14 protein-coding genes and 1 pseudogene are annotated in these 18,087 nt (G+C 66.5%); 5 read left to right on the forward strand and 10 right to left on the reverse strand.

Annotation, left to right across the window (positions count from 1 at the left end):
* Window positions 1–2: 2 nt before the first annotated feature.
* Window positions 3–1,259 carry a hypothetical protein gene (locus VN634_14175; protein HXC52031.1) on the forward strand — a complete coding sequence of 419 codons (1,257 nt, stop codon included), beginning with the start codon at window positions 3–5 and terminating at the stop codon, window positions 1,257–1,259.
* A gap of 119 nt (window positions 1,260–1,378) precedes the next feature.
* Here the strand turns inward: VN634_14175 and VN634_14180 are convergent, their stop codons facing one another.
* Both VN634_14180 and VN634_14185 read right to left on the reverse strand, forming a co-directional pair.
* Window positions 1,379–1,948: a hypothetical protein gene (locus tag VN634_14180; protein ID HXC52032.1), complete on the reverse strand. Its 570-nt coding sequence runs from the start codon at window positions 1,946–1,948 to the stop codon at window positions 1,379–1,381.
* 146 nt (window positions 1,949–2,094) lie between these two features.
* On the reverse strand, window positions 2,095–4,119 hold the full coding sequence (locus VN634_14185; protein HXC52033.1) for a hypothetical protein: 2,025 nt from the start codon (window positions 4,117–4,119) through the stop codon (window positions 2,095–2,097).
* 104 nt (window positions 4,120–4,223) lie between these two features.
* Between VN634_14185 and VN634_14190 the strand changes: the two genes are divergently transcribed.
* A complete protein-coding gene (locus VN634_14190) occupies window positions 4,224–6,290 on the forward strand; it encodes a carbon starvation CstA family protein (protein ID HXC52034.1) in 2,067 nt (688 codons plus the stop codon).
* Between the two features lie 55 nt (window positions 6,291–6,345).
* A complete protein-coding gene (locus VN634_14195) occupies window positions 6,346–6,741 on the forward strand; it encodes a RidA family protein (GenBank protein ID HXC52035.1) in 396 nt (131 codons plus the stop codon).
* A gap of 194 nt (window positions 6,742–6,935) precedes the next feature.
* On the opposite strand, the gene VN634_14200 is transcribed toward VN634_14195, so the two are convergent.
* The gene (locus VN634_14200; protein HXC52036.1) at window positions 6,936–7,976 is read right to left on the reverse strand and encodes a methyltransferase domain-containing protein; all 1,041 of its coding nucleotides are present in this window, start codon (window positions 7,974–7,976) and stop codon (window positions 6,936–6,938) included.
* 46 nt (window positions 7,977–8,022) lie between these two features.
* Between VN634_14200 and VN634_14205 the strand changes: the two genes are divergently transcribed.
* Window positions 8,023–9,102: a phosphotransferase family protein gene (locus VN634_14205; protein ID HXC52037.1), complete on the forward strand. Its 1,080-nt coding sequence runs from the start codon at window positions 8,023–8,025 to the stop codon at window positions 9,100–9,102.
* A 132-nt stretch (window positions 9,103–9,234) separates the two neighbouring features.
* A complete protein-coding gene (locus VN634_14210; GenBank protein HXC52038.1) occupies window positions 9,235–10,296 on the forward strand; it encodes a LamG domain-containing protein in 1,062 nt (353 codons plus the stop codon).
* A 1-nt stretch (window position 10,297) separates the two neighbouring features.
* Here the strand turns inward: VN634_14210 and VN634_14215 are convergent.
* The 7 genes and pseudogenes from VN634_14215 to VN634_14245 all read right to left on the reverse strand — a co-directional run.
* Window positions 10,298–11,077 (reverse strand): annotated as a pseudogene (locus VN634_14215) (thrombospondin type 3 repeat-containing protein).
* A 455-nt stretch (window positions 11,078–11,532) separates the two neighbouring features.
* On the reverse strand, window positions 11,533–12,615 hold the full coding sequence (pheA, locus tag VN634_14220; GenBank protein ID HXC52039.1) for a prephenate dehydratase: 1,083 nt from the start codon (window positions 12,613–12,615) through the stop codon (window positions 11,533–11,535).
* Window positions 12,616–12,767: 152 nt separating this feature from the next.
* Window positions 12,768–13,742 carry a tRNA (adenosine(37)-N6)-dimethylallyltransferase MiaA gene (gene miaA, locus VN634_14225; GenBank protein HXC52040.1) on the reverse strand — a complete coding sequence of 325 codons (975 nt, stop codon included), beginning with the start codon at window positions 13,740–13,742 and terminating at the stop codon, window positions 12,768–12,770.
* The gene (locus VN634_14230; protein HXC52041.1) at window positions 13,739–14,275 is read right to left on the reverse strand and encodes a cytochrome c; all 537 of its coding nucleotides are present in this window, start codon (window positions 14,273–14,275) and stop codon (window positions 13,739–13,741) included. The genes miaA and VN634_14230 overlap by 4 nt, the downstream gene beginning before the upstream one ends.
* A gap of 11 nt (window positions 14,276–14,286) precedes the next feature.
* Window positions 14,287–16,128, reverse strand: a complete 1,842-nt coding sequence (gene mutL, locus VN634_14235; protein ID HXC52042.1) for a DNA mismatch repair endonuclease MutL — start codon at window positions 16,126–16,128, stop codon at window positions 14,287–14,289.
* Window positions 16,121–17,494, reverse strand: coding sequence for a glucose-6-phosphate isomerase (locus VN634_14240; GenBank protein ID HXC52043.1), 1,374 nt, complete (start codon window positions 17,492–17,494; stop codon window positions 16,121–16,123). Before VN634_14240 ends, mutL begins: the two co-directional genes overlap by 8 nt.
* Window positions 17,495–17,669: 175 nt before the next feature.
* A partial coding sequence (locus VN634_14245; GenBank protein HXC52044.1) for a hypothetical protein occupies window positions 17,670–18,087 on the reverse strand: 418 nt, incomplete at its 5' end.

Below are 18,087 nucleotides of genomic sequence, written 5' to 3' on the forward strand. Positions count from 1 at the left end.
CGATGAAGCTTGTCCCGACGACCGTACAGGAAATCGAAAAGGACCCGGCGCTGCGCATCTATGGTGCAATCCTCGCCGCGACCAATTGCCTCGCGTTCGTGCACTGGACGTGGTTCCACCCGATCGCCGCGATCCTCCGGCCGAACAGTCTCGCCGTTTGCTGGCCGTTCCTGCAGGACTGCGAATGGATGCGCGTGCTCGATCCACCGGCGCTCACCGGCGTTCTCGCGGGATGGCTGGCCCTGTCGGTGGTGGCGGCCGCCCTGTTTCTCCGGCGCTCGACGTGCCGCTGGGCGTGGCTGCTGCTCGTCGTCGCGCTCGTCGTCAAGCAGTGGCTGATCTTCGGCGACTACCGCCTGCGGCTCAACCAGCACTACATGGCGCTATGGGTCACGGCCGCGTTCCTCTTCATCCCGCACCGGCGCCGGGTGCTGCCGTATCTCGTCACGTTCTTCTATGGATGGGCCGCGCTGCTCAAGTTCAGTCCGGAGTGGCTCTCCGGCCAGTGGACGTACGGCCGCACGCCGCTCGGGATGCCGGACGCGCTCGTGCCCGCCGCAAGTGTCTACGTGCTGGTGCTCGAGCTGGTGCTGGTCTGGGGATTGACGTCGCGCCGCGCATGGCTGTTCTGGCTCACGTTCGGCCAGCTGCTGCTGTTTCACCTCGCCTCGTGGAACGTGGTCGGATTTTTCTATCCGATGCTGATGTTCGGGATCCTCGCGCTTTTCCCTCTGCTCCGGCTGATCCCGCCCGAGCGCGATGCGGCTGCCGGGCAAACTCCTGAGGAGCACCCGGTCGGACTGCCATCGCTGCTGTCCGGCGGCGAGCCCCGTGCCGTCGTGCTTACTCTGGCGGCGTTCAGCCTGCTGCAGTTGCTGCCGCTGCTTCTTCCCGGCGATACCGCGGTCACCGGCGAAGGCCGCTGGATCTCCCTGCACATGTTCGACGCCCCGGTGCACTGCAGCGGAGCGCTCCATTTCCATGACGCCTCCGGGAGTACCCGCGATCAGGCAATCAATGTGAATATGCTGATTCTCACCGAACGGATGCGCTGCGACCCGATCGTTTACTTCAGCGTCGCTCGAATGATGTGCCGGATGAATCGCGAGCGCCCGAAATTTGCCGATATCGGGCTGACGCTGAGCTCAGGTCGCAAAGGCCACGACGAGCGACCCGTCGTTTCGATCGACAGGTTCTGCGAAACGGCGCCGCGCTACGAGTGGTGGCACCACAATGACTGGATCGCAGCCGGGAGCTGACGGTCCGGCTTTCCTCTGGCCTGCTCGCGACTAACGATTTCGGTGCACGGACCGGCCGGCGATGGCCTCGGAGGTTGCCGCGGGGCTCACGCCATTCGTGAACCCCGCGGCTCGCAGTCTCAGTCGCAGAGGAAGGGCGGCTGGACGACACACGCCGAGAAGAAGTCGGCGCATCCGTCGGCGCCGCAGGCAAGCTGGTCGCAGTAGCAGTCGGGACCGTCGCCCGGAGGAACCACCCTGTCCGCCGGCTGCGGGAAGGCGTCGACGCAGTTGCCTACGCAACTCCTCGCGATGAGCGTCGTGCTGGTTGTGCTCGTGGTCGTCGTCGTAGACGAAGTCGTCGTAGACGAGGTGGTGGTAGACGAAGTCGTCGTGGACGAGGTCGTCGTCGTGGTGACTACGACGCACTGGTTGTTCACGCAGGTGCTTCCCGGGTCACATGAGCCGCATTGAATCGGCACGCCGCAGGCGTTCCCGATCTCGCCGCACTGGGCATTCTGCTCCGGGCAGCCCTGCGGCGTGCAACAGACGCCGAACTTGTCACTCGGGTTGAGCGTGATGCAGTAGTGACTCGCACAGCTTTTGGACACGTGGCACGACTGGCCGTCGCGCTTGCCGCCGGCGCTGCTCGAACCTGCGAAGGCGAGAACAGCGATCAACGAGAATGTGAGAATCGTGGACCTATTCATGATTTGTTTCCCCTTTCGTGTCCCGCCCGTCGCGATCTCTCCCGAGCTCGACCGATTCAGGGAATCTCCCACGAGTTCGCGAGGCGGACAAGGGGCCCGTCAAATATTGCACGTCCCGGGCCTGCCCGGGGTTTCCCCGTGCGGTGTCAGCACTGCAGCGCGCCCAGGCCGACGGCAGCGCGAAGCACGAGCAGCGCATCGCTGGCGTGGATCTCGAGGTCGCCGGTGACATCGCAGACGGCCGTCGCACACGGAACGGATCCGATCGACGCTTTCAGCACGTAAAGGGCATCGGTAGCGGTAGGAAGTCCCGGCTCCGTGGTGATCGGATGTCCGCAGCGCGTAAGCTGGCAATCGGCGGCGCAGGCGCTTCCGCGCTCTCCCGTCGCTTCGCCTTCGTCGCAGCCTTCGCCAAAGTCGACGACCGAATTGCCGCAGTCGCCGCACGCGACGTCGCGACGGCCCATGCAGACGTCGGCGTTGCACCGGTCCTCGAGCGTGCAGGCATCCTGGTCATCACACGGGGTGCCGCTGGTGACGAGTTGCGCGGTGCAGCTGTCGCTTTGCTCGCTGCAGACGCCGACGGCGCATGCGGCGTCCAGGCTCGAGCAGTCGACGGGCTCTCCGGCGACGCAGCCCGCGCCGGCGACGCAGGCCTCGATGCCGTCGCAATACTTGCCGTCGTTGCATGCGCTGTCGTCGGGGATGCCGACGCACGCCTCGCCTTCGCAGTGATCGGCCGTGCAGTCGAAGCCGTCGTCGCAGGCGGTCTGGCCCGCGGCGCAGTGCGCGCAAACCGCGAGGCCGGGGACCAGCTCGAGCTGTGCCACGGGATCGAACGGAGAGCCATGGATCACCACGCTTGCCGCATCGCGGACCCGAATGACATTCGCGCCGCCGTCGCTGGAAACGCGCGCGCCGCCGGTCACGTCGATGGCGTGATGCGCGATGAAGCGGTTGGATCCACTCTGAATGTGATTTTCGATGGTCGCGGCGGTGCCAACATCGATCTGGCACCCTTCGAGCTGGACGCTGTCGCTACCCTGGCCGGAGACGGAAATGAATCCGTCCAGCTCGAGGTCCCCGAACGCGCTTATGACGAGATCGGCCGCGGTTGCCGGCAGCTCCATCGCGGCTTCGATGCGGCCGGTGGTACCGAGATGGATCTCGCCGTCGCTGAAGAGTCCGATGTCGGGCCCCTGAATGTCGCCGCTGCCGGTCGCGACGATGGAACCGAGAAGGTCGATGCGAGTGGCGGCGGACAGGTCGGCCGTCCCGAAGTCACCGGACACCGCCAGCGATGCGAACTGCAGGATATCGAGCTCTCGCCCGGCATTGAGATCCATCTCCCCTGCTTCTCCGCGCGCGGTCAGCGCGCTGACGTCGATCTTCGTCGGGCTCTCCGCGCTGCCTTCGATCCGCAGGTCGCGTCCCGCCGTCATGTCGATCGTGCCGGAGATCGAGGTGCGGTTGACGGTGCGGACATTGAGGTCGGACGAGACCGTGATGTCGCGACCCGCCTTCAGAATCACCCAGCCCGCTTCCTCCTTGCCGTCCATCACGACGTTGCCCGCAACGTGCACGTCGACGTCTGCGTCAAGCTCCAGTACGCCACCGCGACTGCTGGTCGTGAAGCTGCCGAGAAGCTCGATGCTGCCGGGGGAGCGCACGACCAGCTCGCCCATGTACGTGTCGTTGCTGGAGATCGTGATCGGGCGGCGCAGCACGACATCGCCCGATGCCTCGAGGATGAGCTGTTCGTCGAAGGCGAGACCGAGCGCGATTCCGCCGCCGATATCCATCGACCCTTCCCCACCGGGGGCGGTCGTCTCTATCCTCGGTGTTCTATCGATGTCGTCCGATACGCTGACGACGATCGAAGAGTGACCGGCATCGGCCTCGACGATGAGCTTCCCGCTGCGGACGCGTGGCGACCCGGTCCCGAAGCGGATCTGGCCCGGACCGGTGATTTTGAGCGTGCGAGGTCCGAAGTCGAGGAGCGTGTTGTCGTTCACGTCGACGACCTGGTCGATCACGCACGGATCGGCCGCGGGCGGGCAGACGTCGTTGGCACTCGAAGCGACGAACGCGGCCGATTCGCCAGTCATGCCGAGCACCACGATCCAGCCGGCAATGCCGGCCACGAGATTCATGCGGATCAGGTTCTTCATATGGCCGGGAGCTTAGCCGCACTGCGCGAGTCCAGACAAGACGGCAGCGCAACACGCGGCCCGTTTCTCGCACCGGCCGCCCGCATCGCTAGAATCCCGCGCCCATGACGCCTTCCGATCCGTCTCGCCGAAACCCGCTCGCCATCGCTGCGTGGATCGTGGTCAGCCTTCTCGGCGCGACGGCGCTCGGAACCATTGCGCTGCACAGGGGCGAGACGATCTCGAGCACCTGGTTCCTCGTGGCGGGGCTGTGCATCTACGCGATCGGATACCGCTTCTATTCGGCGTTTCTCGCCGCCAGAGCGCTCGTCCTCGATGATTCGCGGCTTACCCCTGCGCATACCCGCAACGACGGCCGCGACTTCGTGCCGACCAATCGCTGGGTGGTGTTCGGACATCATTTCGCGGCGATCGCCGGACCCGGCCCGCTGGTCGGACCGATCCTGGCCGCGCAGTTCGGGTACCTCCCCGCGTCGCTCTACATCGTCATCGGCGTCGTCATCGGCGGCGCAGTGCAGGACTTCACCGTGCTGGTCGGCTCGATGCGGCGCGGCGGCAAGAGCCTCGGCCAGATCGTCCGCGAGGAGATCGGCCCGGTCGGCGGCGCGGCCGCGCTCGTCGGCGTGATGGCGATCATGCTGATCCTGATCGGCGTGCTCGGGCTCGTCGTCACCAATGCGATGTTCGGCAGCCCGTGGGGTACGTTCACGATCGCGGCCACCATTCCGATCGCGCTCGCGATGGGCGTCTACATGACGCAGATCCGCCCCGGCCACGTGCTCGAAGCGTCGATCGGCGGGCTCGCGCTGGTGCTGCTCGCAGTCTGGGGCGGCCGCTTCGTGCACGATCACGAGACGCTTCGCGTATGGTTCGACCTCGGCAAGCCGGCCATCGCGATCTGCCTGATCGTCTACGGCTTCACCGCGAGCGTGCTCCCGGTCTGGCTGCTGCTCGCACCGCGCGACTACCTGTCGGCGTTCATCAAGATCGGCACCATCGGCCTGCTCGCCGCCGGGCTGCTGTGGGTGCGCCCGGAAGTCCACATGCCGGCGCTCACGCAGTTCATCGACGGCACCGGCCCCGTGTTCGCCGGCAAGCTGTTCCCGTTCTGCTTCATCACGATCGCGTGCGGCGCGATCTCCGGCTTTCACGCGCTGATCTCGAGCGGCACGACGCCGAAGCTTCTCGACCGCGAGTCAGACGCCCGCATGATCGGATACGGCGCGATGCTGATGGAAAGTTTCGTCGCGCTGATGGCGCTGATGGCGGCGACCGTCATGGAGCCGGGAACGTACTTCGCGATGAACGCGCCGGCAGCGCTTCTCGGCACCACCGTCGCCGATGCGGCAACCAAAATCGGCCAGTGGGGATTCACGCTCGATCCCGCGGCGTTCGAGGCGCTCACGCGGCATGTGGGCGAGAATACGCTGCTGTCGCGAACCGGCGGCGCGCCGACGCTGGCCGTCGGCATGGCCGAGATCTTCTCGCGCGCGCTCGGCGGCGACGAGATGAAGGCGCTCTGGTACCACTTCGCGATCATGTTCGAGGCGCTGTTCATCCTGACCACGCTCGACGCCGGCACGCGCGTCGGGCGCTTCATGATGCAGGACCTGCTCGGCAACCTGTGGGAACCGCTCGGCCGCACGCATTCGCTGCCGGCCAACATCCTTGCGTCGGGCCTGATCGTCTCGGGCTGGGGATATTTCCTGTATCAGGGCGTCATCGACCCGCTCGGCGGCATCAACTCGCTGTGGCCGCTGTTCGGCATCGCCAACCAGCTTCTGGCGGCGACCGCGCTCACGGCCGTGACGACGCTGTTCATCAAGTCGAGCCGTCCGCGCTACGCATGGCTGACGCTTGCGCCGCTCGTGTGGCTTCTCGTCGTGACGATGACGGCCGGGTGCCAGAAGATTTTTTCGGCCGATCTCCGCATCGGCTTCCTTGCGTACGCATCGCACCTGTCGACGGAGCTGGCGGCCGGCCGGATTGCGGCTGAGAAGATCGCGTCGACGGAGCACGTCATTTTCAACAACCGGCTCGATGCCGTCGTGACGGCGGTCTTCATGGGACTGGTTGCGATCGTCGTTCTCGACGCCATGCGGGTGTGGTGGAAGACGCTGGCCGGGCGCACGGGCCCTGAGCCGATCGCGGCTGCCGAGGCGAGCCTGTGAGCGACGGCTGGACCCGCACCGGTCATTCGCCTAGTTTTCCGGCACGGAGCATCAAATGGAAAAACGAGTGATCAATCCGTGGACGTGGCAGGACGCGATGGGTTTCGTCCAGGCCAACGAAGTCAAAGGCGCGACGCGAACCCTCGTCGTCTCGGGCCAGACGTCGGTCGATGGCGACGGTGCGCCGCTGCACAAGGGCGACATGAGCGCGCAGATCGTGCAGGCGCTCGACAATCTGGAAACCGTGCTGTCGGCAGCCGGGTTCTCGCTGTCGGACGTCGTGCGCGTGACGTACTACACGACCGATGTCGACGCGTTCATCGAAGGCGCCGGAGCCGGCGTCGGTCGACTCGTCGGCGCCGGATGCCGGACCGCGTCGACGCTTCTCGGTGTCGCGCGGCTGTTTCATCCGGACATCCTGGTCGAGATCGAAGCGACGGCGATGGCGTGAGGCAACGCGTCGAGATGACATCGCACACCGGAACGCGGCGTGCGTGGAGCGCGGTGCGGAATTTCCTGCGCGGCTTCGTAGGCATCGAGGCTGCGAGGCCCGGTGATGCGGCGAGACCCTGCAGCTCCCCGCACGACGCCCGTGCGGCGCTCGCCGCGCGCGCAGCGACGCGCAAGTCGTGCTGCTGACGATTCTTACTTGTCGATCCGGTAGTACACGTCGAGCCACGCAGCCCGCGCTGCTATGCTCGACGGATCGGCTCGACTCGCGAGAGCCCACAGCGCCTTGAGAATCCGCTCTTCCCAGGCCGCCCAGGTTTTCGTCTGCTCGTCGGCAAGCCGCGTCAGGACGTCGCCTTCGACCTGGACGCGAACGAACCCGTATTCCGCCATCAACCGGTCGAGCGTATCGACCGAGTAGCCGTGAAGATACGGGAACGTCACGAGGTTGTTCCACGCCATTGCGGCGAGCAGAACGCCGCGTAACGGAGCCCCGAGGCGTCCGAGCAGCGACATGCAGCCTTCGAAGCAGCGTCCGTTCGGAACCCGCACCACGAGCAGGCCGCCGGCACGCAGGCAGCGGCGCGCCGAACGCAGCGTCGGGTGCGGGTCGACGAGCTGATCGAACGTATTCCAGATCGCGACGCAGTCGGCGGCGGCTTCCGGAAAGCTCAGGTCGTCGACGCTCTCACGCAATACGGAGAGGCCCCTCGCCTCGCAGAATGCGGCGACCTCGCTGCCGGGATCGATCCCGTGGGCATCCCAGCCGAGCTCACGGCTGGCCGCGAGGAACCCGCCGACGAAGCTTCCGATCTCGACGAGCACCGGATCCGGCCGTGACAGCCACCGGCGAAGGTTTCGCGCCTTCGGCCGGAACAGCTCGAGCTGCGAGTCGAACAGCGCGCGCAGACGTTCTTCGCCGTAGGTGTCGGATGCGTACGCTCGTGCAATCTGCTCGGCCGGCGGCCTCGGATCGCGGAAAACCAGGCCGCAGGTCCGGCAGGCCACGACGTCGGTTGCATAGTTCTGCGTGAAGTCGGCGCGATCTTCGAGCGCCTGATCCGAACGCGTGCGCAGGCGCCGGCGATGAAACTCGACGAGGTAACGGCGCTGGGCGTCGAGGTCCGCGGCCGGCGCGATGGTGCGATGCTCGCCGGCGCCGCAGACCGTGCACGGTGTCTCGACAAGCGGCTCGAGCTTCGACTCGCCGATCGGCTGTTGTAACGGCGTGCTCACCGCCGCCGAGTATAGCCCTCGCTTTGGCGAGCATGTACAAAGCGCCATGCCGTCGCAGAGTCATTATGATCCAGACGAGCTTCGCGCCCGCCTCGAGCGGTGGTTCGCAACCAGGCTCACCGGTGCCGACAACCTCGTTCTCGGTGAGATCACGGCGCCGGGCCTTACCGGGTTCTCGAGTGAGACCATGCTCGTCGATGCGTCGTGGACCGAGCGCGGGAAGGCTGCGGCGGCGCGATGGGTCATCCGCTCGAAGCCGACCGAGCATCCGGTGTTTCCGGAGTATGATCTGTACGCGCAGTTCCGCTGCATGCAGATCGTCGCCGAAGTGAGCGACGTACCGGTTCCGCGCGTACGCTGGTGGGAGCCGGATGCGTCGATCATCGGCGAGCCGTTCTACGTGATGGACCGCGTCGACGGAGAAGCGCCGAGCGACAACCCACCGTACACCGTGATGGGCTTTCTTGCCGAGGCCTCTCCCGCCGAGCAACGCGCGCTTTACGATGCCGAGATCGCAATCCTGGCCAGGCTGCACGCGATCGACTGGAAGAAAGCAGGCCTCGATTTTCTCGACCGCAATCGTTTCGGCCCGCCGGGCTTTGCGCAGCAGCTCGCGTATTACCGCGACTTCCTTGCGTGGGCGTCGTGCGGGCGGCCGCAGCCGACCGTCGAGGCGGCCTTCGAGTATCTCGAGAACAACGCTCCGGCCGGCCGTGACGCCGTCGTGCTGAACTGGGGCGACGCACGGCCTTCGAACATCATGGTGCGGGGCATGAAGCCGGTGGCCGTGCTCGACTGGGAGATGGCCACGCTCGGCCCGCCGGAATGCGACGTCGCATGGTTCGTCTACCTCAATCGGTTTCTGAGCGACGGCGTCGGCGCACCGCCGCTGCCCGGCTTTCCCGATGAGGACGAGACGCGGCGCATCTACGAGGCGTTCGGCGGCCGCGCGCTCGGCGACCTGCACTACTACCAGGTGTGGGCGGGCCTTCGCTTCAGCGTGATCTTCATCCGCATCATCCAGCGCATGGAGAAGCAGGGCGTCCTCGTTCCCGGTTGGAGCGAGCAGAACAACATCTGCACGCAGTTCCTTGCCAAGGTCGGGAGATTCGCTCCGCCGGCGTGAAGACAAGCTCCCTCCACCGGCGTAAGACGCCTCCTCTTGCCTGCGCCGCGCGAGCGGAGCACGGGTATCCGACCGATTTCATGCTGCGCGGGTCTTGCACGCCGGAAATCGGCATGCTGGATTCTGCTCATTGTGAGCAATCCGCCGGCACGACGATCAGGGAACGCGACACCGCTCGCCGCATTGGTTTTCGCGGCGATCGCCCTCACCGCGCGGGCCGCGTCCGGCGCACCGGACGACTTCCACGCCGCGGTCTCCGACTCCGGGCCTCTGCTCTACTACCAGTTCAACGAGAGCACCGGGGCAGCTGTCAATCACGGCAGCCTCGGTGCGCTGTACGATGCGACGTACTTCGGCACGCCGTTTCGAGCCGTCGGCACAGCGGCGGGTGATACCGGCGTCCGTTTCGACAGCGCCGACGATTATCTCGAATCGCTGTCGATCGCGCCGCTCACGCTCGCCGGAAACCCCACGTTTTCCACCGAAGCGCTCGTGTTCGTTCTCGAAGACGGCGGAGCCGCGCAGTGGGCGCCGCTGCTCCACTGGGGCATCTCGTCGCCCGGCGATCCGACGATGAAGTCGGTCTACTTCAGCTTCAGCAACGGCGACGCGGAAGAGATCTTTGCGGGTTTCTACAACGGAGGCCTGCAGACGGTCGACCCGGTGCCGAAAGGCCGCTGGCACCATGTCGTCTGGACGCGAACCGGCGGCGGTGCGGCCAACGTCGGCACCGTCGTATACATCGACGGCGCAGCAGTGAGTCTCGAGAACGATCCCGACCTGCCGGCCGACTCCGGCACGCCGCTCGTCGTCAACACGGAGTTCCGCATCGATCGTGCGCGCGACCTCACGCGTTTCTTCACCGGCAATCTCGACGAGCTGGCGCTGTACGACCGCATCCTGACGGCCGACGAAGTGGAAATGCATTACTCGAAGATCGGAAATTGCGCGGATCCGCAGTGTCTCGACTTCGACGGCTCGTGCCGGAGCTGCGCGCAGCCGCTGAGCGGCGGCGATGCGCCGCTCGCATCCGATGCGCTCGCGGTGCTTCGCCGCGCCGTCGGCTCCCGAAAATGCAACGCGTGCGTCTGCGACGTGGATTCGAGCGGCAGCGTCGTTGCGAGCGATGCTCTGCTGACGCTCAAGCGTGCGGTCGGGCAGCCGATCGCACTCGACTGCCCGGCCGCGTCCTGACTTATTCGCAGACCGGCGGCCTGTTACCACAGGTCGATGCGGCCGCGTCTTCCTTGATCTGGTCGGCTTCGTCGCTGTTGATGATCTTGAGCAGACGGAAGCGGAAGACCTCGTCGGCGACGCAGCGCCGGTACTTCATGTGGCCGGCCCACGGGTTGCCGTCTTCGTCGAAGTCGCACGGGCATGCCTGCGCAATGCTGCAGCCGTCGCGATCGACGACGTCGCCCGAAGCCGTTCCCGAGCATGCATCGCAGGCATCTCCGGCGCCGTCGGAGTCTGCGTCGGCGCCCTGTCCGTCGGCGTTCGCGACGATCGGACAGTTGTCATCGGCATTCAGCACCGTATCGTCATCGCGGTCGGTATCGCACGCGTCGCCGAACGCGTCGCCGTCGGTATTTCGCTGGCCCGGGTTCGAATCCGACGGGCAGTTGTCGCTTGCATCGGGCACGCCATCGCCATCGTTGTCGCCAGTCACCGGAGCAGGAACGCCGCAGGTGCTCGCCTTGGCATCGATGACCGTCTGCTGGCGCTCTTCACTCGTGATCAGCTCGTGGATCGCGAACCTTCTCGCGGCCTTCTTCACGCATTTGACGTACCCGCCGTGATCCTTCCACGCACGGTCGTCTTCGGGTCCGGCGCAGGGACACAGCTGTGCGATGCTGCAGCCGTGGCGATTGACGACATTGTCGGGCTCGGCCGCACACTGATCGCACGCATCGCCGACACTGTCACCATCCGAATCGGTCTGGTCGGCGTTGGCATCCTTCGGGCAGTTGTCGGCGTCGTTCGCAAGGGCATCGCCATCCTTGTCCGAATCGCAGCGGTCTCCGACGAGGTCGCCGTCGAGATCCCCCTGGTCGGGATTGAACTTGGCCGGACAGTTGTCGACGGCATCGTCAACGCTGTCGCAGTCCGCATCGGCCGCGAACGCAGGCGACGTAACGCAAAGGATCGAAAGAGAAGCCCCGAGAAGAACGGAACGGAAAAACGCGGCGACAGAGATTTGCATGATCGCCTCCTACACGCAGATGAGTCCGAAGGAAGAGTCCTTCTGATTGATCCATCTATGCGCGCCACGGCGACGGCCGGCAACGGCATCATCGGCGACGATGCGTTTCGACGAACGCGTTCCCCCTCGATTGCGGTACGAACGTCACGGCGCGCAATGTTGAAGATATAGTCAGGTCGCGATTGGCATCAGCGACGCGTCACGACGCGATTCGACAACAGCAACCGTCAGGTCGCGATTGGATAGCTCCCGAGCACCCGCACCGACAGCGCAATCCGCTCGAGCGATTCGAGTGCCTTCGCGACCGGCTCCGAGCTCGCATGCCCGGTCACGTCGACGAAGAAGCGGTATTCCCACGACCGGCCGACGAGCGGCCGCGATTCGATCATCGACAGGTTGACCTTGTTCTTCGCGAACTGACGGATGATGCGCTCGAGGATGCCGACCTGGTCTTTGACGGTGACGACGAGCGACGTGCGGTCGTGCCCGCTCGGCCGCGTCTTCTGATCGGGACCGATCACGAGAAAGCGCGTCACGTTGGCCGCATTGTCCTGGATCGAGCGCGCCACCACTTCGAGCTTGTACAGATGCAGCGACACGCGGCTTCCGATCGCGGCGGTGCCCTTCTCGCTCGCGGCAAGCTTCGCCGCCGTGACCGTGCTCGCGGTCGGAAGCAGCTCGATGCCGGGAAAATTCTCGGCAAGGTAGCGCTTGCACTGCGCGAGCGGCTGCGGATGCGATGCGATGCGCCGGATCTTCTTCGGATCCGCGTCCGTCGCCATCAGGAAGTGATCGATCTTGAGGACGCGCTCGGCGAGGATCACCGCGGTAGTTTCCGCGAGCGAGTCGAGCGTCGGCGTCACCGCGCCTTCCGTCGTATTCTCGACCGGCACGATCCCGAATGTCGCACGTTCGGTTTCGACGGCGCTGAACACCTCCGGGATCGAATCGCACGCTTCAAGGATGGTGCTGCTTCCGAACTGCGCGATGGCTGCCTCGTGCGTGTACGTTCCCTGCGGTCCGAAGAACGCGACCGTGGTCGGCCGCTGCACGGCGCGGCACGCCGAGATGATCTCGCGGAAGATCGCTTCTACCGAGTCGTCGCGCAGCGGCCCGCGGTTGGCCTTGCGGATCGCGCCCAGAACCTGCTTCTCGCGCCCGGCATCGAGCACGCCGCGCGAGCCGACCGCCTTCGCCTCGCCAACGGCCTTGGCAAGCTCGGCGCGCTCGGTCACGAGCGCGAGCAGCCGCCGGTCGACGTCGTCGATTGCCGCTCGCAGCTCAGGCAGACCTTTTTTCTTCGAAGCCAAGTAGCGTTCCTTTCCGGCGACGGCCGCAACAGCGGCGGTCTAGCGTCTCACGACGGCGGCGTAGCGGCCGTCAATTCCGGCGACGACCGCAACGCGGCCGTCCAACCTGACGACGACCGCACAGCGGTCGTCGATGTGCGAGCCTGTTCTCATCAGGAAAAGAAGGCCCTCGCAAGGTCGACGGCCTTTCCGGTTCGCTGCGAAGCGATCGAAGCCGGAACCTTGACGGTCTTCATCTGTCCCCGCAGCCACGTGCGCTGGCGCTTAGCATACTGGACGGTTGCAAGGGCGATCGCGTCCGCGAGATCCGAACGCGCGAGTTTTCCCTCGAGGCACAGCGCGGCCTGGCGGTAACCGATCGCATCGAAAGCCCGCGTCGCCGGTCCGTAGCCGCGCGCATAAAGCGACGCGAGCTCGTCGACGATTCCGTCGTCGACCATGCGCCGGCTGCGCTCGCCGATGCGTTCGCGAAGCTCGTCGCGCTCGATGTCGACCTCGAGCGTCAGCGTCTGGAACGGCCGGTCGGCAAGACCGTGCTCGGCAAGCCACGCCGAAAGCGGCCTGCCGGTGGTTTCGAAAACCTCGAGCGCACGGATCGTGCGGACGAGGTCGTTGGAATGAACGCGGCGCGCGGTCGCCGGATCGACGTCGCCGAGCCGCGCGTGCGCGCTTCCGGGATTTGCCAGCTCGTCGGCCTCGAGCCGCGTGCGCACCGCCGGATCCGCAGGCGGTCCGGGGAACAGCCCCTGCGCGAGACTGCGAAGGTAAAGCCCGGTGCCGCCACAGACGACGGCAACACGGCCGCGCGCATGAATGCCGGCCAGCGACGCCAGCGCTGCGTTGCGCCACGCAGCCACGTCCCATGCCGCATCCGGATCAACGACGTCGATGAGGTGATGCGCCGCGCGACGGCGCTGATCGGCCGTCGGCTTGGCCGTGCCGACGTCCATGTACCGGAAAACCTGGCGCGAATCGGCGCCGACGATTTCGCCGCCGAGCGCTTCGGCGAGCACGATGGCAAGCTCGCTCTTTCCGGATGCCGTCGGCCCTGCAACGACGAGCACGCGCGATGGCAGACGCAGCAGGCCGCTGCCGGCCTCACCGCTCGCCGGCGCCGTGCGGCTCACTCGAACGCCTCGGGAATGCCTTTCGAGTCGCTGCGGAACTCGCGATGACAATCGCGGCATGCCGACGCGACGTCGGTGCGCGCGCTCGCGACGCCGTCGGCGTCGTTTCGTGCGGCGGCCTCCTTGAGCTGCGTGGCGGCATCCTCGAGCGCCCGGCCGCGTACCGAGAAGCGTCCGCGCGCCGGCAACTCGAGCCCCTTCGGCGGATGTCCGGCGAGGTCGCGCGCTGCGACCTCGAGCTTCTCGGCCGCATCGGCGATGCGCGGATAGACGCCTTCCCACCGGTCGTGCTCGTCGATCTGGCCCGGAACGTCTTTTCGCACTGCCGCATCGAACGACTTCATCACGGTGCGAAGCTCGCCGGCACGGCTCATGTGATCTTCGCTCGTCATCTGGCGTCCGTTCGCCTGCGCGGCCTGGCGCGATGCGGAAGACGCCTGCTCGCGTGACGTCGTCGCGCATCCGGCCGCGAGCGCTCCGCTCGCGATCACGCAGGCAAAGAGATGCATCCAGTCGGGCAAGAGAGTTCTCATCGATGTCCTTGTCAGCGTCCGAACATGCGCTCGACCTGTCCGCGCGAAAGCGGCCTGGCCACCGGCCGGCCGTGCGGACACGTCGAATGGTAGGAGACCGTTGCCATCTCGGCGAGCAGCGCGCGAGCCGCCGCCGGATCGAGCCGCTTGCCGACGCGTACCGCAGCATGGCAGGCAACCGTTGCCATGATGCGCTCGGCAAGTCGCTCGGCCGCGCGCGCGCGGCCCGCTTCGACCAGATCGGAGGCAACTGCCTCGACGAGCGAATGCGGATCGGCCGATCCGGCCATTGCGGGAACCGCGCGCACCACCACGTCTTCGTCGCCGAACGGCTCGATCTCCCAGCCGAGCGATTCGAGCGCGTCGCGACCTCCAGCGCAGGCCTCCACGCCTGCGGCTCCGACGTGCACGCGCTCGGGCAGCAGCAGCGCCTGGCGCGCGACCTCGCGCCCGGAGAACGCCTCCATCAGCCGTTCGAAAAGAATTCGTTCGTGCGCGGCGTGCTGATCGACCAGCAGCACTTCACCGTCGCCTTCGCAGACGAAGTAACCGTCGAAGATCTGACCGATTACGTGAAAGCGACCGAGCGCATCGGCTTCGCGCTCGCGGCCGAGATCGATCGCGAGCTGCTCGCGCGGCTCTTCCCGGGTTTGCGCTGCCGCCGGCTCGTAGCCCGGGATGTGCGAGTCCGCGGCAATCGGAGCGGCGTCCTGTCTGCGCGCCTGCGCCTCGGTCGCCGGCTCGTACGGCGCAGCCTTTCGGCGCGGCATGGACGACTGGGCGGGCGGCGTGTGCGAGACGACCCTTCGCCGCAGCGATTCGGTCGCATCGAGTCCCCATCGGCCGAGCGGGCTCGCCGACTGCCGAAGCGCATCGCGCACCGCTTCGGTCACGAAGCGCCGAGCATCGTCCGGGCGCGAAAAGCGCACTTCGAGCTTGGACGGATGCACGTTGACGTCGACTTCGCCCGGGTCGCAGTCGAAGAACAGCGAGACCGCCGGGTAGCGGCCTTTGAGCAGATAAGTCTGGTAGCCCTCGAGCACCGCCTGGAACAGCAGCCGTTCGCGCACCGCGCGCCCGCCGACGAAGATCGCCATGCGCCGCGCCGTGCCCCACGCGGCGCCCGGGCGGCTGATGAATCCTGTGAGCCGAAGGCCCGCGAAATGCGCATCCACTTCCACCAGCGATTCGGCAACTTCGCGGCCGAACACCTGCCGCACGCGTTCCTGTGCCGACGCAACCGGAGCGACGTCGAGAGCGATGCGGCCCGAGCTCTCGAGCACGAAATGCACGTCGGGCCGAGCCAGCGCGAAACGGCGCACGACGTCGGAGACATACGCGGCTTCGGTCGCTGCGCTCTTCAGGAATTTGCGGCGCGCCGGAACGCTGGCGAAGAGGTCTTCGACATGGATTCGGGTGCCGCGCCGCGAGGCCGCCGGCGCACGCTCGACGATGCGGCCGCCGCGTACGATGACCCGCGTTCCGCCGGGCGCTCCTTCGACGGCCGTGACGAAATCGAGGTCGCTCGCCGATGCAATGGCTGCGAGCGCTTCGCCGCGAAACCCGAAGGTCGTCGCCGAGTCGAGGTCGCCGAGCGAGCGGATCTTGCTCGTCGCGTGGCGCGTCAGCGCGAGCTCGATCTCGTGATCGGCAATACCTGAACCGTCGTCGACGACAGCGATGCGGATCGGCCCGCGGTCGTCGTATTCGACGCGAACGTGCGTAGCGCCGGCGTCGAGTGCGTTTTCGACGAGCTCTTTGACTGCTGCGGAGGGGCGCTCGACGACTTCGCCGGCGGCGATGCCGGCAATCGTCGCTTCGTCGAGGAGCGCGATCGGTGCGCGCTCAGCCAAACACGAGATCCTCGCGCTTGCGCGCCAGCATCTCGGCGACGCGCCGGGCGTCGGCCTCGTAGCCCTTGCGACCCGCCATCGCGAAAGTCAGCCTTTTGCCCGCTTCGACGCCGGGCTGATCGAGCGGATCGACGCCGAGAAGGCCGCCGGTGATCACCGTCTGCACCTCGAAGAAATGAAAGAGCTGCCCGAGCGCCGCTTCGTCGCATCGCTCGAGCGTTAGCAGGCTGGTGATGCGGCCGGCATCGGCCAGCGCGAGCTCGGTCGCCTGCTGCTCCATGTTGAGCAGCTCGCCCATCGAATGACCGGACAGGAACGCGAGCTCCTCGGCGTCGCCCTCCTTGCGGGGAATCGCGATGTCGTGCTCGTGCGCCGCAACGCGGATGAACGTGATGACCTTGTCGCGCGAGCCTTCGACGTAAAGCTGCACCTGCGAATGCTGGTCGGTCGCGCCGAGCGCACGCACCGGCGTCTGCCCGGTTTCGACGATGCTGCCATCGATGCCGCGGGCCTTGCCCAGGCTCTCGGCCCACAGCTGGCCGTACCATTCGGCGAAGCGCAGCAGGCCGTCGCTGTACGGCATCAGCACGTGGATGTTGCAGCGCTTCTCCTGCATCGCCAGATACAGCAGCGCCGCGTGCATGGCCGCGGGATTGGTGCGCGGATCTTCCTGCGCGCACAGCGTGTCGGCATGGCGGGCCCCGGCCAGCAGCGCCGCGATATCGATCCCCGCGGCCGCAAGCGGAAAAAGACCGACCGCCGACAGCACCGAGAAGCGCCCGCCTACGCCGGGAGGAACCGGCAGCGAGCGAAGCCCCAGGCTGTTTGCGAGCGCGCGCAGCGGACCTTTTTCCGGATCGGTCGTCACGACGATGTGGCGCGTCCACTTGGCGCCTACCGCCGCGGTGAGCCGCTCGCGCACGACGAGATACTGCGCGAGCGTCTCGGAGGTGCCGCCCGACTTCGAGATGACGTTGAAGCACGTGCTCGCAAGATCGACGGAGTCGAGCAGCGCCTGGAAAGAAGTCGGGTCGACGTTGTCGGCCACGTGGACGTCCATGCGCCGCGCGCGCACCGCGGTCGGAAGTGCGTCGAGCACGGCCTTGGTGCCGAGCGCCGAGCCGCCGATGCCGAGCACGATCAGCGTGTCGAACTCGCCCGCAATCTCATCGGCCAGCCGCGCGCATTCTTTGGCGCCGGCGACGTCGTAAGGAAGCTCGTGGAACGCGAGCTCACCGGCCTCGCGCCGCTCGCGGATCGACTCGAGCACGCCACGAAGGCGCGGAAAGATGGCCTCCAGCGTCTCGGGCTCGAGGCCGTACGACCCGATCATGTGCGAAAAGAAGCCGTTGACGTCCAAGTGCACCGGAGCGACGCCCGATTGCCGTGATCGGGCGCCGGACGCCGGGGTGCTGGATGGCGCAGGCATGCCGGGCCGATAACAAAGCGTTACCGCCGGTGCCAACGGGATGGTGCCGACGATGCCGGCAGAGCGCTTGGAAAAGCGGGCCCCACCGATGAGGGGCCGCCCGTTTTCCGGGTCAGATCGCCGGGAGCTCGTCGTCCCGATGCTCGGTGACGACCAGCGTTCCGTCGGTGCAGATGTTCTCGCGGCGGACGACCTTCTCGCCGTCGGAAAAGACCATCATCAGGTCGTACACGCACGCGTCCTGGTCGCTTTTCAGGTTGACGGTCACGTCGCCGCCGATGGCGATGCGCATGTTACCGAGCTGGTCGGCGCCCCAGGCTTTTGCCTCGGCCGGGCTCGTATAGAGCTCCATCAGAAACGACCGGGTTTTATTGACGATCTTGATGGCCCGCGGCGAGTCGCCGGCGCTGGCAAGACCGGGCAAAACGAGGACGAGGCCGAGAACGGCCGAAGCAAATGGACGCATCGCTGATTTTCCCCCTGTGTGATTGACGCCGAGGCGGCTCTCCGCACACCCCCCGGCGAAAATT

It is taken from the genome of Candidatus Limnocylindrales bacterium, from assembly GCA_035571835.1.
GTDB lineage: Bacteria > Desulfobacterota > Binatia > UBA1149 > CAITLU01 > DATNBU01.